The 20,029-nt window shown below is 35.8% G+C and carries 18 protein-coding genes; 11 read left to right on the top strand and 7 right to left on the bottom strand.

Annotated elements, in window-relative coordinates:
• Positions 1–21 precede the first annotated feature (21 nt).
• The gene (locus tag JF259_RS01885; RefSeq protein ID WP_199112682.1) at positions 22–576 is read left to right on the top strand and encodes a sigma-70 family RNA polymerase sigma factor; all 555 of its coding nucleotides are present in this window, start codon (positions 22–24) and stop codon (positions 574–576) included.
• 2 nt (positions 577–578) lie between these two features.
• A complete protein-coding gene (locus tag JF259_RS01880) occupies positions 579–842 on the top strand; it encodes a hypothetical protein (protein WP_233164061.1) in 264 nt (87 codons plus the stop codon).
• Here the strand turns inward: JF259_RS01880 and JF259_RS01875 are convergent.
• Positions 839–1,672 (bottom strand): UbiA prenyltransferase family protein, encoded by an 834-nt coding sequence (locus tag JF259_RS01875; protein WP_199112678.1) that lies wholly within the window; start codon positions 1,670–1,672, stop codon positions 839–841. The two genes, JF259_RS01880 and JF259_RS01875, sit on opposite strands and share 4 nt — an antisense overlap.
• Positions 1,673–1,791: 119 nt before the next feature.
• On the opposite strand from JF259_RS01875, the gene gcvP reads away from it, so the two are divergent.
• The 4 genes from gcvP to JF259_RS01855 all read left to right on the top strand — a co-directional run bounded on the left by gcvP (position 1,792) and on the right by JF259_RS01855 (position 7,241).
• Positions 1,792–4,641: an aminomethyl-transferring glycine dehydrogenase gene (gcvP, locus tag JF259_RS01870; RefSeq protein ID WP_199112676.1), complete on the top strand. Its 2,850-nt coding sequence runs from the start codon at positions 1,792–1,794 to the stop codon at positions 4,639–4,641.
• Between the two features lie 100 nt (positions 4,642–4,741).
• Positions 4,742–5,800, top strand: coding sequence for a 3-oxoacyl-ACP synthase III family protein (locus JF259_RS01865; protein ID WP_199112674.1), 1,059 nt, complete (start codon positions 4,742–4,744; stop codon positions 5,798–5,800).
• Positions 5,801–5,826: 26 nt separating this feature from the next.
• A complete protein-coding gene (locus JF259_RS01860; RefSeq protein ID WP_199112672.1) occupies positions 5,827–6,354 on the top strand; it encodes a methyltransferase domain-containing protein in 528 nt (175 codons plus the stop codon).
• A 26-nt stretch (positions 6,355–6,380) separates the two neighbouring features.
• Complete coding sequence (locus JF259_RS01855) at positions 6,381–7,241, top strand: glycosyltransferase (RefSeq protein ID WP_199112670.1); 861 nt, start codon at positions 6,381–6,383, stop codon at positions 7,239–7,241.
• Positions 7,242–7,268: 27 nt separating this feature from the next.
• On the opposite strand, the gene JF259_RS01850 is transcribed toward JF259_RS01855, so the two are convergent.
• From JF259_RS01850 to pafA, 3 genes are all read right to left on the bottom strand, one after another.
• Positions 7,269–9,020 (bottom strand): T9SS type A sorting domain-containing protein, encoded by a 1,752-nt coding sequence (locus JF259_RS01850; RefSeq protein WP_199112668.1) that lies wholly within the window; start codon positions 9,018–9,020, stop codon positions 7,269–7,271.
• A 93-nt stretch (positions 9,021–9,113) separates the two neighbouring features.
• A complete protein-coding gene (locus JF259_RS01845) occupies positions 9,114–9,926 on the bottom strand; it encodes a DNA/RNA non-specific endonuclease (protein ID WP_199112666.1) in 813 nt (270 codons plus the stop codon).
• Positions 9,927–9,930: 4 nt separating this feature from the next.
• Complete coding sequence (pafA, locus tag JF259_RS01840) at positions 9,931–11,598, bottom strand: alkaline phosphatase PafA (protein ID WP_199112664.1); 1,668 nt, start codon at positions 11,596–11,598, stop codon at positions 9,931–9,933.
• Between the two features lie 107 nt (positions 11,599–11,705).
• Between pafA and JF259_RS01835 the strand changes: the two genes are divergently transcribed.
• Both JF259_RS01835 and JF259_RS01830 read left to right on the top strand, forming a co-directional pair.
• Complete coding sequence (locus tag JF259_RS01835; RefSeq protein ID WP_199112662.1) at positions 11,706–12,443, top strand: MlaE family ABC transporter permease; 738 nt, start codon at positions 11,706–11,708, stop codon at positions 12,441–12,443.
• On the top strand, positions 12,443–13,210 hold the full coding sequence (locus JF259_RS01830) for an ABC transporter ATP-binding protein (RefSeq protein WP_199112660.1): 768 nt from the start codon (positions 12,443–12,445) through the stop codon (positions 13,208–13,210). Before JF259_RS01835 ends, JF259_RS01830 begins: the two co-directional genes overlap by 1 nt.
• A gap of 164 nt (positions 13,211–13,374) precedes the next feature.
• Here the strand turns inward: JF259_RS01830 and JF259_RS01825 are convergent, their stop codons facing one another.
• The 3 genes from JF259_RS01825 to JF259_RS01815 all read right to left on the bottom strand — a co-directional run bounded on the left by JF259_RS01825 (position 13,375) and on the right by JF259_RS01815 (position 16,645).
• Positions 13,375–14,835, bottom strand: a complete 1,461-nt coding sequence (locus JF259_RS01825) for a DUF389 domain-containing protein (RefSeq protein ID WP_199112652.1) — start codon at positions 14,833–14,835, stop codon at positions 13,375–13,377.
• 106 nt (positions 14,836–14,941) lie between these two features.
• Complete coding sequence (locus JF259_RS01820) at positions 14,942–16,021, bottom strand: mannose-1-phosphate guanylyltransferase (RefSeq protein WP_199112650.1); 1,080 nt, start codon at positions 16,019–16,021, stop codon at positions 14,942–14,944.
• A gap of 30 nt (positions 16,022–16,051) precedes the next feature.
• On the bottom strand, positions 16,052–16,645 hold the full coding sequence (locus tag JF259_RS01815; protein WP_199112648.1) for a SprT-like domain-containing protein: 594 nt from the start codon (positions 16,643–16,645) through the stop codon (positions 16,052–16,054).
• A 109-nt stretch (positions 16,646–16,754) separates the two neighbouring features.
• Here JF259_RS01815 and JF259_RS01810 point away from each other — a divergent pair, with 109 nt between their 5' ends.
• From JF259_RS01810 to JF259_RS01800, 3 genes are all read left to right on the top strand, one after another.
• Positions 16,755–18,005, top strand: a complete 1,251-nt coding sequence (locus tag JF259_RS01810; RefSeq protein ID WP_199112646.1) for an IS4 family transposase — start codon at positions 16,755–16,757, stop codon at positions 18,003–18,005.
• Between the two features lie 137 nt (positions 18,006–18,142).
• Positions 18,143–18,523 carry a hypothetical protein gene (locus tag JF259_RS01805; RefSeq protein ID WP_199112644.1) on the top strand — a complete coding sequence of 127 codons (381 nt, stop codon included), beginning with the start codon at positions 18,143–18,145 and terminating at the stop codon, positions 18,521–18,523.
• Positions 18,524–18,548: 25 nt separating this feature from the next.
• Complete coding sequence (locus JF259_RS01800) at positions 18,549–19,790, top strand: DEAD/DEAH box helicase (protein ID WP_199112642.1); 1,242 nt, start codon at positions 18,549–18,551, stop codon at positions 19,788–19,790.
• Positions 19,791–20,029: the final 239 nt, after the last annotated feature.

Raw genomic sequence — 20,029 nt, 5'->3', positions numbered from 1 at the left:
TTGGAATTCAAAAAGCTTGTTATGTCCAACAACCTAATTAACCCTAATAATTGGATTGATTTGTATTCCGATTATTTGTACAACTACACAATTTCTAGAGTTAGTGACAAAATGGTTGCTCAGGACTTGGTACAAGACACTTTTTTAGCCGCCCTAAAATCGATGAAGAATTTTAAAGGAGAATCCAGTGAACGCACCTGGTTAATCTCTATTTTAAAACGAAAAATTATTGATTATTACCGTAAAATAAATTCAAACAAAGGAAAAGCAGAAGTACGTATTGGTTACAACAATGATTCTGAAAGTGAAGGTGACTGGTTAGAAGAACGCGTCGCCGATCCTTACGACAAAACAGCCGAAGACATTTTACAGAATAACGAACTTGGAGAAGCCATACATAAATGTTTGGGTAAATTACCTAAAAAACAAGCCGATGTTTTTAAAATGAAAACCATACAAGGCCTTGAAACTGAAGTAATTTGTAATGAATTAAATATTACGGCGTCTAACCTTTGGGTAATCATTCACAGAGCACGTACAGCTATGGCAGATTGCTTAAAAGAAAATTGGTTTTAATTATGAGTAAAAAAATTAAGGTCTTGATTCCTTGTAAAGAAGCTAATCATGTTTGTGATAAAACCCAATACAACGAATCTTCTTTTTGGGAAAAAATAAAACTAAACTTTCACCTTCTGTATTGTAAAGCGTGTAGAAAATACTCAAAAAACAATGCTAAACTCACGCAAGCCATTAACGAATCTGAAGTAAAATGCATGGACAAAAAATGCAAAGAATCCATGAAGCAAGAATTTGAAAAAGCTTTACAGGAAATCCAGCACTAAGACAATAATAGTTCTAATATTAACCACAAAATAGGAATGCCCTCAACCCAAAACGAACTATAAAACTTAGATTGATTTACTCTTGAAAAAATCAAAAAGAGCATCGTTAAAAAGGCAATTATTAAAAAAGCCATCATACTAGTTCTTCCTGTTTGCTCTTTAAAAAATTCCAACCAAACGAAAACCAACAATAGCATACTTCCCAATAATTTTGTCTGCTGTACTCCTATTTTTTGAGGAATTGTAGCTAGCTTTATACTATCGTACTGTAAATCCCTAATTTCAAAAGGTAGCATTAAAGCGACAATAAAAACAAAACGCTGCACTGCAGTTAACACAATATCCATATTAATACCCTGGCCATTATTTATTAATGGTAAAAGAACGGTTACCCCTGCCCATACCAAAGCAATTAAATAAACTTTTAACCCGCCAATACTTCGTAAATTCTGTTTACTATCTAAAAAAAAACGTTTTGGCAAGAATGGTATGGCATATAAAAAAGTTATCAACCCAAAACCACCTATATACAATAATGTAATTGTTTGTAATCTTAAGGCATAATAACACATGAAAAGAAAACTAAAAAACGAAAATATTTGAATCCATTTTAACCAATTGGCCAAACGCCTATGATGAAACTTTGCAACTCCAAAATACTTTACAAAATTGTAGCCAGTAATTGAAGCGTAAAATATAAAGTACAATACATTTTCGTCGTAAGGCACACCGTAAGTAATCAAAGTAATCCAAGCCAATGAATACACAGACAGAGCAACATGAATACTACTATTAATATAGAAATTAAAAAGTTCCCTAATCACCTTCATACCACAAAAATAAGCAAAGTGTTAATAAGCTCTTAAAATGGTTAAAAAGTTTCACATTTACACATTAAAATACATTAATAATTATGTAATTTTGCCGACTAGTTAAAACTAAACTTGCAATGAATACAAACGCTTTTGCATTACGTCATATTGGTCCCAGTGAAGAAGACCAAAACCTTATGTTAGAAACCATAGGAGTTGACTCATTAGATCAGTTAATTTACGAAACCATCCCTGATGACATTCGCTTAAAAAACGGATTGAACCTAGATGATCCAATGACAGAACATGAGTATTTACTTCATATTCATGAGTTATCTAAAAAAAATAAAGCTTATAAAACGTATATTGGTTTAGGTTATCACCCAACGATATTACCTGCGGTCATTCAACGAAACATTCTTGAAAACCCAGGTTGGTATACCGCCTATACACCATACCAAGCCGAAATAGCACAAGGCAGACTGGAAGCTCTTTTAAATTTCCAAACCATGGTAATCGACCTTACCGGAATGGAATTAGCAAACGCTTCGCTTCTTGATGAAAGTACTGCGGCGGCAGAAGCCATGAGCCTGTTATTTGCTGTTCGCGAACGTCAGCAAAAGAAAGCCAACATTAATAAGTTTTTTGTTTCAGAAAACATATTACCCCAAACCCTTTCTTTACTACAAACAAGAGCTACCCCAATTGGTATAGAACTTGTTGTTGGCAATGAAGAAACATTTGAATTCTCATCCGACTTTTTTGGTGCCATTCTACAATACCCTGGAAAAGACGGACAAATAAGCGATATAAAATCATTTATTGGTAAAGCAAAAGAAGCACAAATAAAAGTAGCTGTAGCTGCCGATATTTTAAGTTTAGTAAAGTTAGAAGCTCCTGGCCAATTTGGTGCAGACGTTGTTGTAGGAACCACACAACGATTTGGTATTCCAATGGGCTATGGCGGGCCACACGCTGCTTTCTTTGCTACTAAAGAAGCATACAAGCGCGATATCCCTGGTCGTATCATTGGTGTGACCAAAGATGCCAACGGCAACAGAGCCTTACGAATGGCTTTGCAAACACGTGAGCAGCATATAAAACGAGACAAAGCGACTTCTAATATTTGTACTGCACAGGTACTTTTAGCCGTTATGGCAGGGATGTATGCCGTGTATCATGGTCCTAAAGGATTAAAATTCATTGCTAATAAAGTCCATAATAAAACGGCAACATTAGCCAAAGCCTTAGAACAATTAGGCTATGCGCAAACTAATACCTCGTATTTCGATACGTTACAAATTAAGACTAAAGCTAAAAAAATAAAAGCTGTTGCCAAAGAGAAGAAAGTAAACCTACATTATCCCGATAAAGAAACGGTTACTATTTCAATTAACGAAACTACTTCTATTAGGGACATTAACTATTTGATATCCATTTTTGCTGAAGCCGCAAATAAAGAAACAATTATTATCTCGTCAATTCTTGAAACTAACAACATTTCAGAAGCGTTGCAAAGAACTTCAAAATTCTTAACGGAGCCTGTTTTTAACACCTACCATTCTGAAACCGAATTGATGCGTTATATCAAAAAACTTGAACGCAAGGATTTATCCTTAAACCATTCGATGATTTCTTTGGGTTCGTGTACAATGAAATTGAACGCTGCTTCGGAAATGTTACCTTTAAGTTGGTTTAAATGGGGAAACATCCACCCATTCGCACCGCTTAAACAAGCCAAAGGGTATTTAACAGCTTTAAAGGAACTAGAAGATCAATTAACCGAAATAACTGGTTTCGCTGCTACTTCGTTACAACCTAACTCGGGTGCGCAAGGTGAATTTGCAGGACTTATGGTTATTAAAGCATACCATGAATCCCGTGGCGATAACCATAGAAATATTTGTTTAATACCATCATCGGCTCACGGAACGAATCCTGCAAGTGCTGTTATGGCAGGCATGAAAGTTGTCGTAACAAAATCGACTTCAGAAGGAAATATTGATGTGGACGATTTGCGTGAAAAGGCAATAGCCCACAAAGACAACCTTGCATGCCTAATGGTAACCTATCCATCTACACACGGTGTTTACGAATCCGCCATTAAAGAAATTACAAAAATAATTCATGATAATGGTGGACAAGTATATATGGATGGTGCAAACATGAATGCTCAAGTAGGTTTAACAAACCCAGGAAATATTGGAGCAGATGTATGCCATTTAAATTTACATAAGACCTTTGCTATACCACATGGAGGTGGAGGTCCTGGTGTTGGTCCTATTTGTGTTGCAAAGCAATTAGTTCCATTCCTTCCAGGCAATCCACTAGTTAAAACAGGAGGAGAAAAAGCTATTACAGCTATTTCTGCTGCGCCATTTGGTTCTGCACTTGCCTGTTTAATCTCTTACGGGTATATAAAAATGTTAGGTGCTGAAGGTTTAACGCAATCTACCAAGATCGCTATTTTAAATGCCAATTATATAAAACAACGTTTACAAGGTAGCTTTGACACATTGTACTCAGGTGAACGTGGTCGCGCTGCACATGAAATGATTATAGATTGCAGACCATTTAAAGCGAATGGCATTGAAGTAACAGATATAGCAAAACGCTTAATGGATTATGGATTCCATGCACCTACAGTTTCTTTCCCGGTAGCCGGCACCTTAATGATCGAGCCTACAGAAAGTGAAAGTAAAGCTGAAATAGACCGCTTTTGTGATGCCATGATATCCATTAAGGAAGAAATAGACAACGCTTCAAAAGAAAACACTAATAATGTCTTGAAGAATGCACCACATACCTTGGATATGCTAACAACTGATAACTGGGAGTTTCCATATACAAGAGAAGCTGCTGCATTTCCGTTGGATTACGTAAAAGAAAATAAGTTCTGGCCTTCAGTTAGGCGTGTGGACGATGCCTATGGAGACAGAAATTTAATATGCTCTTGTACTCCTTTAGAAGCATATGCCGAAGCATAACACGCTTTTGGACATCGTAAAATAGAACAGGATAGAATTTGCCTTTAATAGATTGCTATTATATTTGTTATATTAGCACAATTAAAGGCATTCTTCTTTTATGAATATAAAAATTACTGGAACAGGAAGCTACATCCCTGATACCATTGAGAAAAACGAAAACTTCCATCAACGTCAATTCCTTAACACAGATGGTTCTATCATAAACCAACCAAGTGAAGTTATTGTAGATAAATTCAAAGCTATTACAGGTATTGTTGAACGTCGGTATGCCAAGCCTCATTTAAATGCTTCTGACTTAGCTTTTTTTGCAGCTGAAAAGGCAATTGCTGATGCCAATATAGATCCAGAAACAATAGACTATATTATTATTGCGCATAATTTTGGTGATGTAAAGCACAGTACCGTACAAAGTGATATTCTACCCAGTTTATCTGCTAGGGTTAAACATAGCTTAAGAATTAAAAACCCAAAATGTATAGCCTACGATATTCTTTTTGGGTGTCCTGGTTGGATAGAAGGTGTTATCCAGGCTAAGGCCTTTATAAAATCGGGCATGGCAAAACGCTGTTTAGTAATTGGATCTGAAACACTTTCGAGAGTTGTAGATAAATATGATAGAGATTCAATGATTTTCTCTGATGGTGCAGGTGCTACCATTGTTGAAGCTTCAGAAGAAGAAGGAGGCATTTTAGCTCACGAGACAGCCAGTTTCACCTATGATGAAGCTTACTATTTATTCTTTGGTAAATCAAACAACCCACACAAGTGTAAAGACACACGCTATATAAAAATGGATGGCCGCAAAATTTATGAATTTGCGCTTACCAACGTACCTAAGGCCATGAAAACCTGTTTGGATAATAGTGGTGTTAGTATTAAGGATGTGAAAAAGATTTTTATCCATCAGGCAAATGAAAAGATGGATGAAGCCATATTAAAACGTTTCTACAGACTTTACAGAACAGACATCCCAGAAGGTGTTATGCCTATGAGCATTCAAACATTAGGTAATAGCTCGGTTGCAACGGTCCCTACCCTATTCGATTTGGTAAAAAACAATAAATTAGAAAATCATCGTCTTACAAAAGGGGATGTTATTATATTTGCAAGCGTTGGTGCTGGTATGCACATTAATGCAATTGTTTATAGATACTAATTTAACCGCTTAGGCGAACATGCAAGATGTACGAAAAAACATTTCCGAACAAACGTTTTAAGTATACCCTAGAATTTCTAAAAAAACATGTTTCAAACTCTGAAACCATTCTGGACTTAGGTGTAGAAAACCCTTTTTCTGAAATCATGAAACAGCATGGGTTTCATGTTGAAAACACTAAAGGAGAAGATTTGGATATCGATACATCAACCATTTCAAACTCGGATGCTACTGTCGTAACCGCTTTCGAAATCTTTGAGCACTTGCTATCCCCTTTTACTGTATTAAATTCTATTAAAGCTGATAAATTAGTTGCAAGTGTACCTCTTAAACTTTGGTTTTCCTCAGCTTACAGAAGTAAAACGGATATGTTAGACAGACATTATCATGAGTTTGAAGATTGGCAATTCGATTGGCTATTGGAAAAAGCGGGATGGAAAATTATGGATCGTCAAAAGTGGACTAACCCAACCAGAAAAATAGGGATTCGACCTATTTTGCGTTGGTTTACTCCAAGGTATTATGTTGTTTATGCAGAAAAGGTTAGCCCATAACTTTTTTAAACATTGAAACCAACAGCATGGACTTCTACATCATCATCCCAGCACATAACGAGCAAGATACCATTGGACTCACTTTAGATTCATTGGTTAACCAAACCCATCTGCCAAAACGCGTTATAGTTGTTAATGATAATTCAACAGACAATACAGAAGATATTATAGAAGCGTTTGCCTCAAAACACGCGTGGATTAGTTTGGTAAACTCCAAATCGTCTAACGAGCACTTACCGGGTTCAAAAATCATAAATGCGTTTTATAAGGGCTATGAGGCTTTAGACGACAGCTATGATGTAATCTGTAAGTTTGACGCCGACTTAATCTTTCCCAATAACTATTTGGAGCAATTGGCTAACCACTTTAGCTCAGACAATATGCTAGGCATGGCATCGGGCTTTTGTTATATTAAAAAAAATGACGCTTGGGAGTTAGAGAACTTAACCCGTAAAGACCATATTCGTGGTGCACTTAAAGCCTATAGAAAGGCCTGTTTTAATCAAATTGGCAAATTAAAACCTTCAATGGGATGGGATACCGTGGATGAACTGCTTGCAAAATATTACGGCTGGAAAATAGTAACAGATGCCTCTTTAAAGGTAAAACACCTAAAACCTACTGGAATTAGTTATAATAAAGCATCTAAACACATGCAAGGGGAAGCCATGTACAAAATGCGCTATGGTTTTTTAATTACGCTTATTTCGGCCCTAAAGTTAGCTTACAAAAAGCATAGCTTTAAATTATTCTTGGATTATATGAACGGCTATTTTAAAGCCAAACGCGAAAAGCCCGACTTTCTTGTTACCAAAGACCAAGGTGATTTTATTAGAAAATTACGTTGGCAAGGGATGATAAATAGAAAAAGGTCCAAACTAATTTGAACCTTTTCAAAATAAATATTTTTTTAACTACCTTACGACTAAACGCTTAACTACTGTATTTCCTGTTTTATTATCTGTAACACTTACAATATAAATACCACTTAAATAATTCCTTACACTTATAGAGGTATTGTCAATTTTTGAGTTATATCGGGAATCGAACAACAGGGTGTTTTGTAAGCTGTATACTTTCAGATTTATATCGTTACTACCGAATTTGGATAAACCTACGTTCACAGTCCCTTTTGCTGGATTTGGATAGAGCGTAAATTTAGATGTACTAGCTGCTGCTGTTCTTGTAATGGTAATAGAATTAGACAAGCTAAAGCACCCTTCTAGACTGGCAACCAAATGATCTCCTTCTGAGGGAGGCTCCAATCCCACTAGACCATTCTCATAACTTAAATGCCATACCAAACATGTTCCGGCTCCAGCCCCATCAAAATCGACCTCTGTGTAATCATTCTCAGGTAAGCCTAATATAATTGTTCCGTCTTCATTAGTAACGACCCATTGAGAATTAGTGCCTATATTCCCTTCTAAGGTAATAGCATCTGCAGGAATATTATCTGCAGTACCATCTCCTACAGTAAATTCAAATGTATTATCATCGCCCGCTGTTAAAGTTCCTCCTTCTGTATGCTTTCTAATTACTGTTACGGCATTTGACAAATCGAAGCAGCCCATCAAATCTGCTGGATTATTACCAACTTCCAATCCTGTTAAATCATCTTCATAACTTAAATGCCATACCAAACATGTACCTGCTGGAGCCTCATCAAAATTCACCTCAGAATAACTGTTTGGGGGTAACCCAAGAATTTCGGATCCATCTTCGTTGGTAACTACCCAACTTGAATGTGTCCCTTCATTACCCGATAAGCTAATAGCTCCTTCGGGAATATGATCGGCTTCACCATCTCCTACACAAAACTCAAAGGTATTATCATCACCCGCTGTTAATGTCCCACCCTCTGTATGTCTTCTTATAACCGTTACAGCATTTGACAAATCGAAGCAGCCCATTAAATCCGCCGGGTTATTACCAACCTCCAGACCAACAAGTCCATCCTCATACATTAAGTGCCACACTAAACAAATACCTGCCGGAGCTCCATCAAAATTTACTTCTGTATAACTATTGGGGGGTAATCCAAGAATTTCGGATCCATCTTCATTTGTTACTACCCATTGCGAATTGGTTCCCATATTCCCAGAAAGTGTAATAGCGCCTTCCGGTATATGATCTGCTTCACCATCTCCTACACAAAATTCGAATGGCTCGCCTTCCAACATACCTCCAGTTGGTTTTTGCTGTCTTGTAACCTCAATATAGTTTGATAAGCTATAACGTCCTTTAATATCGGAAAGGTTTTTAACGTGTTTATGCCAGAATGGATCTACTAAAGGCTTAATACCGTTATAGGACAAATGCCAGATTCTACAAACTCCAGGAGGCGCATCTTCAAAATCAAATGGAGACCCCTCTGGAAGCTTTAAAATATTATTCTCATCATCAGTTATAATCCACTGTTTGACACGTCCTGAAGCATTTTCGACGGCGACATTTATTAAATCTGGAATACCATCGCCTACGCAAACAGTTGTATTATCTGTAGTACTAATAACGCCTCCATCAACAGTAGCATTTTCGTTAGCATGCTCATTTTGAGCAGTTACAAAACTCATGTTTAAAACTATTAAAACAAAAAGAAGCATCTTGGTTTTAATATTTACAAAACATTGACTTGGGGAATCATCGTGTACCTTTTCTTTCATAACTATTTGATTTATAATTTAATAAGATCAAATAAGATACAAAAAACCAACAAAATAGTTGCTATCTATCGTATCAGGTACAAAAAAAATCGGTCACTCGTAAAAGTCCCAAGAAGTAGTGTTACTTGACGTTTCTAATTTGTACTCCAATTCGTCATCTAGTTGAAAAAAGAAATCTATACCAGTTAGCTTTTCAATTTCATCTACTGGCACAACAAACTCATATAATGGGATATCGGAATCTTTATGGGGCATTAAAAATGCAATCATATTGGTTTTCCCGTTTTGAGTTGCCAAAAGCACTTTAAAAAAATAATCGGGTACAGCAACTTGTTCTTTTCCAATAACTTCCAAACCGTCTTTTAAAACACCTCCTGTTACCACAAATACATCATTATACTTAGATGCCCAATATCTCACTTGCTGTTCTAAGTCGTTCCATATCCCAGAGTTAAAGCGGTGTTCTTGTGGTGTGATATTACTGGTTAAAAAAGTTTCTTCGTATGCCGATTGACTGTAACGACGATCTCCTGCAGGACATAAATGGCCTCGATCGTAGCCCGAATTTTTATAGTTATTCCAGTGAGCCGCGCCTGTTATCACGGCTTTATCAATTTCAAAATAAGGGCGTTTATAATTAGCCTTCGACAAGTCTGACTTTTTTAGTTGATAGGCTACCCACTCGGGTTGTTCATAAGGTTCACTGTACGATAAGGAATAACCTTCATGATGAATAACTTGCTCGGTAGTGCTTGTAGGGAGTAAATATTCTTTCGTATTTGCTTTTACAACTTGTCCCTCTGAAACATCTGCAACCTTTTCGCCTTCATTCAAAAAATACTCATAGGAATAAACCCCTAAAAAAATTAAGGCTGCTAAAATTGAATATAATGTTCGTTTATTCAAATTATTATTCCAAAACAAACTCTAAAGGTTTACCAATAGCCCCATTTGGAAAACTTATTCCCAACAGCGCAGACATTGTTGGTGCAATATCTGTAATTTCCGTTCGCCGTAGTGTTTGTCCAGGCTCAATACCCTTCCCAAAAAACAGAAGCGGTACATGGGTATCATAATTTAAACTGCTTCCATGTGAAGAACCTGTTTTCCCGTACGAAATATGGGCTGGATCTGGCACCATAATAATATCTCCAGACCGCTTTTGGTTAAATCCTTTTTGTACAAGGCTCTCTACCCCTATTTCAAATGATGTTGTGCTCATTGTAGTTGCACTGTATGCTTTATCAATACTTTCATAAGTAATAACTTCGTTTACAATAGCTTCTTGAACATCATTTAAATGTAAGTCTAGAGCTTTTATCTTCTCCCTATTTAAAAATATTTGATTATTACTAATGTTCTCAACCAAATCCTTACTTCCATAAGACGCCACCATAAAAGCATCGAACACTTTTCTGGTTTTAGAATTATTTAAGTAACCCGCAGGGATTTTAACACTTTGTAGATATGCTGGCACATCAACAGCTCCATGGTCGGCTGTTAAGAAAACGGTATAATTATTTTTACCAACTTTTTCATCTAAGCTATTGAATAGCCTTTCCAAATCTTTATCTAAACGTATATAGGTATCTTCTATCTCTTTAGAATTAACCCCAAAATTGTGCCCTACATAATCCGTACAAGAAAAACTAACGGCCAACACATCGGTTATATCATCTTTTCCCAATGCTTCTCCATCAATTGCTGCTATGGCAAAGTCTGCCGTTAAACTATTACCAAATGGTGTAGACTTAAGAATATCAAACCCGCCATTTTGAGCGCTTAACTTAGAAAGATCGTATGGGAATGTTGCCGTTTTCTTGCCTTTAAAACCGCCTTCGAAGGCATTTAAATCACTTCCGCTTTCTACATAACTATTAATATCGTAAACTGTATTCCAAACTTTCAGATACGATTTTGCAGTACTGGACGCATTAAAATCATTTACCCACTTAGGTAATTTGTCCATATAATGTGTACTTGATATCCAATGGCCTTCATTTTTCCCATGAAACCAATATGCTGCATTTGCTGTATGTCCAGCTGGTAAAATAGCACCGCGATCTTTAATTGAAATTCCTATGGTCTTACCACGCATTTGTGTAAATAACCTGTTTTCATCTGCAAAGGTTGTTGTTTTCATTCTGTGAGGCGACATTTTCCCTGCTTTATCTAAGGTCCCTACAGGCTGTACAGCTGCATCACCTGCACAATATACCATATCCTTAATGTCTTTATCATACCAATCATTCGCAATAACACCATGATATTTAGGCGTTGTCCCTGTGTATATTGAGGTATGTCCTGGCCCTGTATACGTTGGTACATAGTTATAATGATTGTTCTTGCAATTAAATCCGTCATTCATCATGCGCTTAAAACCGCCCTCTCCATATCTATTATAAAAACGGGTTAAATAATCATACCGCATTTGGTCGACCACAATACCTACAATAAGCTTAGGATTTTCATGAGCTGTTACAGTCTTCTTTTTTCCAAAATTCGGCTTATCTTCTTGTGCTATACAAACGGTTCCCACAAACAAAATAATGGTCAGGGATATAATATTTTTTAACATGATAATGTGTTTTGCCGCCAAAAATACATTTTTTTGGGAATGATAATCAAAATTTAATTTAAAATAGCTGTTACTTTTTTTTTACTTTAGCGCTAACAAATTAAAGTATGACATACCTATATAATATTGGCAATTATTTTTTAATGATTGCTGAGATGTTTCGTAAACCAACGAAATGGCCTGTAATGAAAAAGTTAATATTTAAGGATATTGACGATTTAATAATAGGATCGTTGGGCATCGTTGCATTTATTTCCTTTTTTGTTGGCGGCGTTATCACTATTCAAACGGCATTAAATATTAGCAACCCTCTTATTCCTAAGTACTTGGTTGGCTTTGCCACTAGGCAATCTATTGTTTTAGAGTTTGCACCTACTTTCACTTCTATTATTATGGCAGGAAAAGTAGGATCATTTATCACTTCCAGTATAGGAACAATGCGTGTTACGGAGCAGATAGATGCTTTAGAAGTGATGGGCATTAACTCTTTAAACTATCTTGTTTTCCCAAAAACAATTGCCCTAATGCTATATCCATTTGTTATAGCAATTGGTATGTTTTTAGGTATTCTTGGAGGGATGGCTGCATGTGTTTTTGGAGGTTATACGTCGCTGGAAAATTATATTCTTGGTTTACAAACGGACTTTGACACTTTTCATGTTATTTATTCATTTATTAAAACATTTGTATTTGCCTTTATTCTAGCCACCATTCCTTCCTTTCACGGTTTTTACATGAAAGGCGGCGCACTGGAAGTTGGAAAGGCCAGTACTACATCTTTTGTTTGGACCAGTGTTGTTATTATTTTACTTAATTATATATTAACAGGAATGATGTTAGGCTAATGATAGAGGTTAAAAATTTACACAAATCGTTTGGTGAAGCTGAAGTTTTAAAAGGTATCAGTACAACCTTTGAAAAGGGAAAAACCAATCTTATTATCGGGCAAAGTGGTTCTGGAAAGACTGTTTTTCTAAAGTGCCTGTTAGGGCTTTTTAATTACGAAGAAGGTTCTATCTCGTACGATGGTGAAATTTTCTCTCAACTAACAGAAGACGAAAAACGAAATTTACGTTCTAAAATAGGCATGGTATTTCAAGGGAGTGCTTTGTTTGATTCCATGACCATAGCCGAAAATGTGATGTTCCCTTTACAAATGTTCACCAAACAAAGTAAAAGTGAAATGCAGGATCGTGTCGATTTTGTTTTAAAACGTGTTAACTTGGACAATGCACATTACAAAATGCCCAGTGAAGCTTCTGGGGGCATGCAAAAACGTGTGGCTATAGCAAGAGCCATTGTTAACAACCCCAAATATTTGTTTTGTGACGAACCCAACTCTGGCCTCGATCCAAAAACTGCTATTGTTATAGACAATCTTATTCAGGAAATTACGGATGAGTACCAAATAACCACTGTTATTAATTCCCACGATATGAACTCGGTTATGGAAATAGGTGAAAAAATAGTTTTTTTAAAAGATGGGTTAAAAGCTTGGGAGGGATCCAATGAAACGATATTCAAAACCGATAACGAAGCTGTCACAAATTTTGTTTACTCTTCCAATTTATTTAAAAAAGTTCGAAAAATGTACTTGGAAGAAAACAAATAATTAGAGACTGTTTAAATTCCACCTTTTGGTTTTGTTATGCCCCTTTTTTCACCACTTTTCGTTATGAAAATCCTCATTTAGCCCTGCTAAACCCCGGTTTCAAAGCCTTTATTGGCAAAATAATGACCTATAATAAATTTCAAAAACGAATTTTAAATAGTCTCTTAATTAACTCGCTTTACAACTAAGGTATCCAAACCTAGTTTTAACCGCAACCACTTCTCTAATTTTTCCTTGTCCTTTTTTCTAACAGTTTCGTTAGATAAAGAATCAACCCATTTAATCGAAAAAACAGACAGTGTATCCATTTTTTTGAAATTAGAGTTTATGACATTGGCATAAGAAATCTGTTCGATAGTTTCGTAATTAATCTCTACTTCTTTTGCCAACTGATCGAAGGCTATATAGTTTTTCTCTAATTTTGTTAATTGCTTAACCTTATTCTCCAAAAAGTTTATTTTTTGTGTCTGCGACAATAAGTCTAAAGAGTCGCGTGTACGTAACTCTTCCATGTACCTAAAGTTATTTAACTTGGAACGATTTTGGTTAATTACCAGCTTACTATTACTTAAAGCACTGTAATCCTTCATTCTGTCTTGCAAAATAGCTATGGTTGATTCTGGTATTTCTTCTAAACCAAACGTATTCAGCTCGATAATAGAGCTACCTTTTCTATCATATTTATAACTAGCATTTCGTTTTAAATAATCGGCATGAGGCAAAGACTTGAGTTCGTTACTTACAAAACTACTGGCATCCCTGTTAAAATTGCTTTCATTTAAAACATTTAAAAATGTCCAAACAGCCGGAATCATAACAACAATTGCCAGTAAAGTAGCCAATCTTGCTAAGCGACGACGCTTTTTTGAGTTAACATATTTAAGCATAGGAAATCGCAATACCTTTAACACAATAATTGTAGCCATAGCTATAAAAATTGTATTAATGGTAAATAAATACATCGCTCCAGAAAAATACTCTAAGTTCCCCTTAGCCAACCCATAACCGGCTGTACAAAGAGGGGGCATTAAAGCTGTAGCAATAGCTACTCCAAAAATAACGGATGCGATAGTTCCTCTTTTAGTCCGTGCTATAATAAGTGCCAAACCTCCAAAAAAAGCAATTAAAACATCACGTATGTCTGGTTTCACCCTACCTAAAAGTTCGGAAGTAACATCACTCAATGGAAAAAACCAAAAAAACAAAAAAGCTGTTAATAAACTTAAAACAATCATTGTTGCTAAGTTTATCAAGGACTTTTTAAGGGTATCAATATCATTAATCGCGATGGATAATCCTACGCCTAAAATAGGTCCCATAAGGGGAGAAATTAACATCGCTCCAATTACGACTGCTGTTGAATTAGCATTGAGCCCTACGGAAGCAACAAATATGGAACAAATTAAAATCCATGCTGTAGCGCCTTTAAACGAAATGTCATTTTTAATAGCCTGAATTGTTGCTTCCCTATCTGTATCATCCCTAAAATCAAGTAAATCATTTAAGAAGCTCCTAATACTTTGAAATAATCCTTTTGCTTCTTCTTTAATTGTTTCTTTTGAAGCTTCAATGGTTTGTTCTTTCTTTAATTCTTCTTCTGAAAAATTGAATTTATTTTCTTCCATATATTAATGATATACTAGCATTTTAAAGATACAACAATATTTTTTTAAATTCCTAATCCGTAAAACTGGTTGTTAAGAAGGTATAAACCCTTATTAAAAAGAACCTTTATAAGCTATCATCCCCATATTTCTTTTTTACTCTTTGGAGTATCTGCTTAATATCTTGTTCCTTATTTTTTGGGTATATAAGCAATACATCATCTTTATCTACAATAATATAATCGTTCAATCCATCAACAACAACAAGCTTATCTTTATTGGTTCTAATAATGTTCCCTTCGGCATTTTCGGCTAAGGTTCTGGCATTTAATATCGCATTATTATGTCCGTCCTTTGGAAGTTTATCATATAAGCTACCCCAAGTACCAAGATCGTTCCAATCAAATTCAGCCGTAATAACATAGACGTTATCCGATTTTTCCATAACAGCATAATCGATCGAAATATTTTCGGACTTCTCATAATTTTCATTTACAAATTCAGTTTCCCTATCTGTATTATACACTTCTATCCCGCTTTCAAATAAGGCATATAATTGTGGTTGATTATCCTGAAAAGCTTTTATAATGGATGTTACACTCCACATAAAAATACCTGCATTCCACAAAAAATTTCCTTTATCGATAAAACTTTTTGCTGTTTTATAGTCTGGCTTTTCCCTAAATTGATTAACAAATTTTATGGTTTCTTTCCCACCTTTATCGTATTCAATATAGCCATATCCCGTGTTAGGAAATGTGGGATGAATTCCTAATGTCATTAAGACGTCGTTACCTGAACAAAAATTGAAAGCCTGCTGCACATTCTTTACAAATGCCTGTTCGTTTTCAATCCAATGATCACTAGGTGCTACAACCATTAGAGCATCTGGGTTTTCCTTTTGAATTTTTAACGATGCATATAAAATACAAGGGGCCGTATTTCTCATAGCAGGTTCTAAAACTAATTGACATTTTTTGATTTCGGGTAACTGTTCACAAACCAAATCGCTATAGCTTTCGTTAGTTAATATAAAAATATGCTCCTTAGGAACTATTTTTGACAATCGGTGAAATGTTCTTTGGATAAGTGTTTCTCCAGTTCCCAACATATCGTGAAATTGCTTAGGAAATTCCTTGGTACTAACTGGCCAAAATCTCGTTCCAATACCGCCCGCCATTAATATGGCATAATAGTTTTTATTCATTTCTTAATTATCTTTCTATCATTTTGTTCATTATATCATTTCAACTTCCACATTGGGATTAAAAAGGTACAACTTACCTGTATTTACTTCAACACATTCATAACGTTTTACACGCTTATGCCCTTTTTTAAATAGCCTGCCATTGTATATTTTAAAAACACTCCCCAAAGGCACCTCAAAAACATAGGCTTTATCATTGGGCTCATCAAACTGTTTTAGCGCCAACGATAAACGAACATCTGTATCGCTAGATGCTTTCGGATTTTTAAAATGATTCGCTAAAAGAGGAAGTAATTCTAATGGAAATATACCTGGATTAAAAAAAGGCAACATTAAATGTTGAAAACAACGTTTCCATTCAATTCCGTGCGGCTTAATAAAATGTCCATAATTTTTATATGCTTCAAAATGGGCTATTTCATGAACTAACGTAATCAAAAATCGATATTCATTTAAGTTTGAATTAACCGTAATTTGATGCTTCCCGTTAGGCAAACGCTTATAATCTCCGTGACGCGTTTTACGTTCTGCTTTTATTTTAACAGTTAAGTGCTCATTTTCTAAAAGTTTTAAAACCTGTGGTAATGCCAATTTCGGCAAATAGTCTTTAAGCAAATTCTCCATTTCTACAAAAATAAACTAATTGTTTTAAGAACACAACTATCCGAAAGTTTAAGTTTTAAGAAAGCCTGAGAATCCCGTATTTTAGATTTGTCATAAAAAAATACGATTTATGGGACTCTTCAGGCGAAGCAAAAATACAAAACGCCCCTTACTTGGTCAAATCTTGGGCTTGATACCACGACATTTATTGCAATCCCAAGTCCTCAAGCACCAAAGTGACAAGGGGTGCAGTAAATACAAGACTTACGACCAGTTGGTCGCTATGATTTTCGGACAGCTGAACAAATGTTACACACTTACCGACATAAGTTGCGGATTATCAGTTAGCGGCACTTTTCTATCGGATATCGGTTTGTCGCAAAGCCCAGCAAAATCCACTATGAGCGATGGCAACAAGAAACGCACCTATAAAATTTATGAATCTTTGTATTATAGGCTATTGAGCTATCACAAACAAATATTGAGGGTGCGGTATCAAAGCCATATTATCGAAGAGATAAAACACCTTACCATTAAATTAGTGGACAGCAGCACGGTAAGCCTGTGCTTGGGCTTGTTTGATTGGGCAAAGTTTCGGACAGCTAAAGGAGGGTTAAAGATCCATACGGTCTGGGACGATCAGCTAGGGCTCCCAGATATGGTCAATATCACAGAAGCTAAATTACATGATCGCTATGGTCTTAAAGACCATATCTATGCCAAGGATACCATTATCGTAGAGGACAGGGCCTACTTCGATTTTGAGCTTATGTTGTTACGCATAAGGGCGGGGAATGTTTTTGTAACCCGAATCAAGGCCAATACGGTATTTGAACAAGTTGAAGAGCTTGACCTGCCCGGTGGTGCCGACCAGGACATTCTCAAGGACCAGACCATCAAGTTAACGTCCCCACAGGCAAAAAGAACAGGCATATCAGAACAAGTGCTACGCCTAGTGAGCGTGTACAAGCCCGATGAGAACAAAGTCATTGAGATCATTACCAACCAACTGGACTGGTCTGCACGAACCGTAGCCGATCTGTATAAAAAACGCTGGGATATCGAACTGTTCTTTAAAGCAATGAAACAGAACTTGCAAATTAAAACGTTCTTAGGGATTAGCGAGAATGCCGTAAAATCACAGATATACGTGGCACTGATATGTTACCTGCTATTAGAGCTCATAAGAAGATGCTGCTGTGATAGGGCAACGGCTTTTAGTAATTTCTGCGAGAAAATAAGAATATGCCTGATGCACTACCTAACGATAGATTACTTATGCAATCAGCTAAAACCTATCGTAAAAAAAGCAGAAAAACCTCCTGATAAAACACTCTTCGATAGAGATAATTATGGTAGCCAACTGAGAATAGCCCTATAAACAAAGAGATGCTGAGCTTTTTTTAAATGTTTGGAAAAAACTTTCGGACGGCTATGTTTTAAGAACAATACCCTATTAGATTATAAAACATACTTTCCTTACTTTTTAACAATACGTTTTTTTTGTATCTTTATTTTATGAGCTTACTAACTATAAAACTAGAATTAGAAGACAACGACGATGTTTATATTTTAAACAAACCGGAAGCTTTTAACGATTCTTTTGATGGTATAAATTACTTCGAATCTTTAGTAACTACTTCATGTGTTAATTGCGCATTGGTTTTTGTTGATACCAAAGAAGAATTTATAAACCAAATGCTCACTTTGTTCCCCAGATTATTGGACAGTGCAATAATATGGGTATTTTACCCGAAAGTCACTTCAATTAGTGAACTTTCTAAACTTCATCTGGAATTTGATTGGGATTTCTTGGGAGACTATAGACTTAAACCTATAAAATTACTCCGTATTGACCATACTTGGAATGCCATTAAATTAAGCAAAGTACTAGCCTAAATAACCTATCTTTGTCAAAAAAAGAATGTCATTTAAAGACTTACAACTAAATAAACCTATCTTAAGAGCAGTTACCGAGATTGGTTATAACGATCCAACGTTAGTTCAAAATAAAACCATTCCACTAATTCTGAAAAAAAAAGATATAATTGTTTCTGCGCAAACGGGAACTGGTAAAACGGCTGCTTTTGCTTTACCCATTCTGCAACTACTTTTTGACAGACAAGATGCTTCAAAGAAAGGAAAAAAAATAAAAGCCTTGGTTGTTAGCCCAACACGTGAATTAGCCGTTCAAATAGGTGAAGACTTTAATAAATACAGCACATACACCAATTTAAGAGCAACGGTTGTTTTTGGAGGCACTTCTATTGAACCACAAAAAGACATATTAAAAAAAGGGGTTGATATTTTAATTGCCACCCCAGGGCGCCTATTAGACTTGCACAAACAAGATATTGTAAATTTAGATTATGTTGAAACGCTGGTGCTTGACGAAGCAGATTTAATGTTGGACATGGGCTTTATTGATGATGTTAAAAAAATTGAACGTCTTTGTCCCAATGATAAACAAACGCTACTTTTCTCGGCGACCATTCCCTATAAAGTAGAACAACTAGCGAATAACATCTTAAACACTCCAGAGCGCATTGAAGTTTCTCCAAACGCTTCTACCTCTAAAAATATAAGTCAATTACTATACTATGTTCCCAAGCGAAACAAAATAGAGCTTTGCTTGCATTTACTAAGGAACAACATTAAGGGAAGCATCCTTATTTTTAGGCGCACTAAGTTTGGTGTAGACAAACTTGAAAAAACGCTTCTTAAAAATGGTTATAAAGTAGGCAGTATTCACGGTGACAAATCTCAAACAACCAGACAAAATGCTTTAAACGAATTTAAAAATGGGCATACAAACATATTAATAGCCACTGATGTTGCAGCTCGTGGGATCGATATAAACGAATTAGATGCTGTTGTTAATTTCGATTTACCAAACATACCAGAAACCTACGTGCACCGCATTGGTAGGACTGGCAGAGCAAAACACACTGGTTTATCTTACTCTTTTTGTTCGGCAGACGAAAAAACCTATGTTAAAAGTATAGAGGAGCTAATCAACATACAAATTCCCATTGAAGAAGATCACCCCTATCCTTTAGACCCAAAGGCTAAACCCATAATTCATAAATCTAAAAAAACAGGTAGCAAACACAAAAAAGGCAGAAAGAGCATAGCTTCAAAAAAGAAAAAGAAACGCTGGTATTAAGTTAAAAATTAGGCAAAAAATCACCTGAATGTAGTCGCTCCCTTATAATAAATTGAGAAAAGGCTAATTTAGCGGGTAATGCTAAGTTAGGATGGCTAAAATAGCTGCCGCATTTTAACTGCAAAATTCGGACAAAGTATACCACTAACTTCGGAGCAAAGTGAGCCACCCTTGCCGGTCTAAATTGAGCATAGCTTGCCGGACGAAAGTGAGCCACTAAAAATCGTTTCTATTTGAGT

The organism is Snuella sedimenti (assembly GCF_016428595.1).
Taxonomy (GTDB): Bacteria; Bacteroidota; Bacteroidia; order Flavobacteriales; family Flavobacteriaceae; genus Snuella; species Snuella sedimenti.
This window is presented reverse-complemented; position numbering and strand designations above follow the sequence as displayed.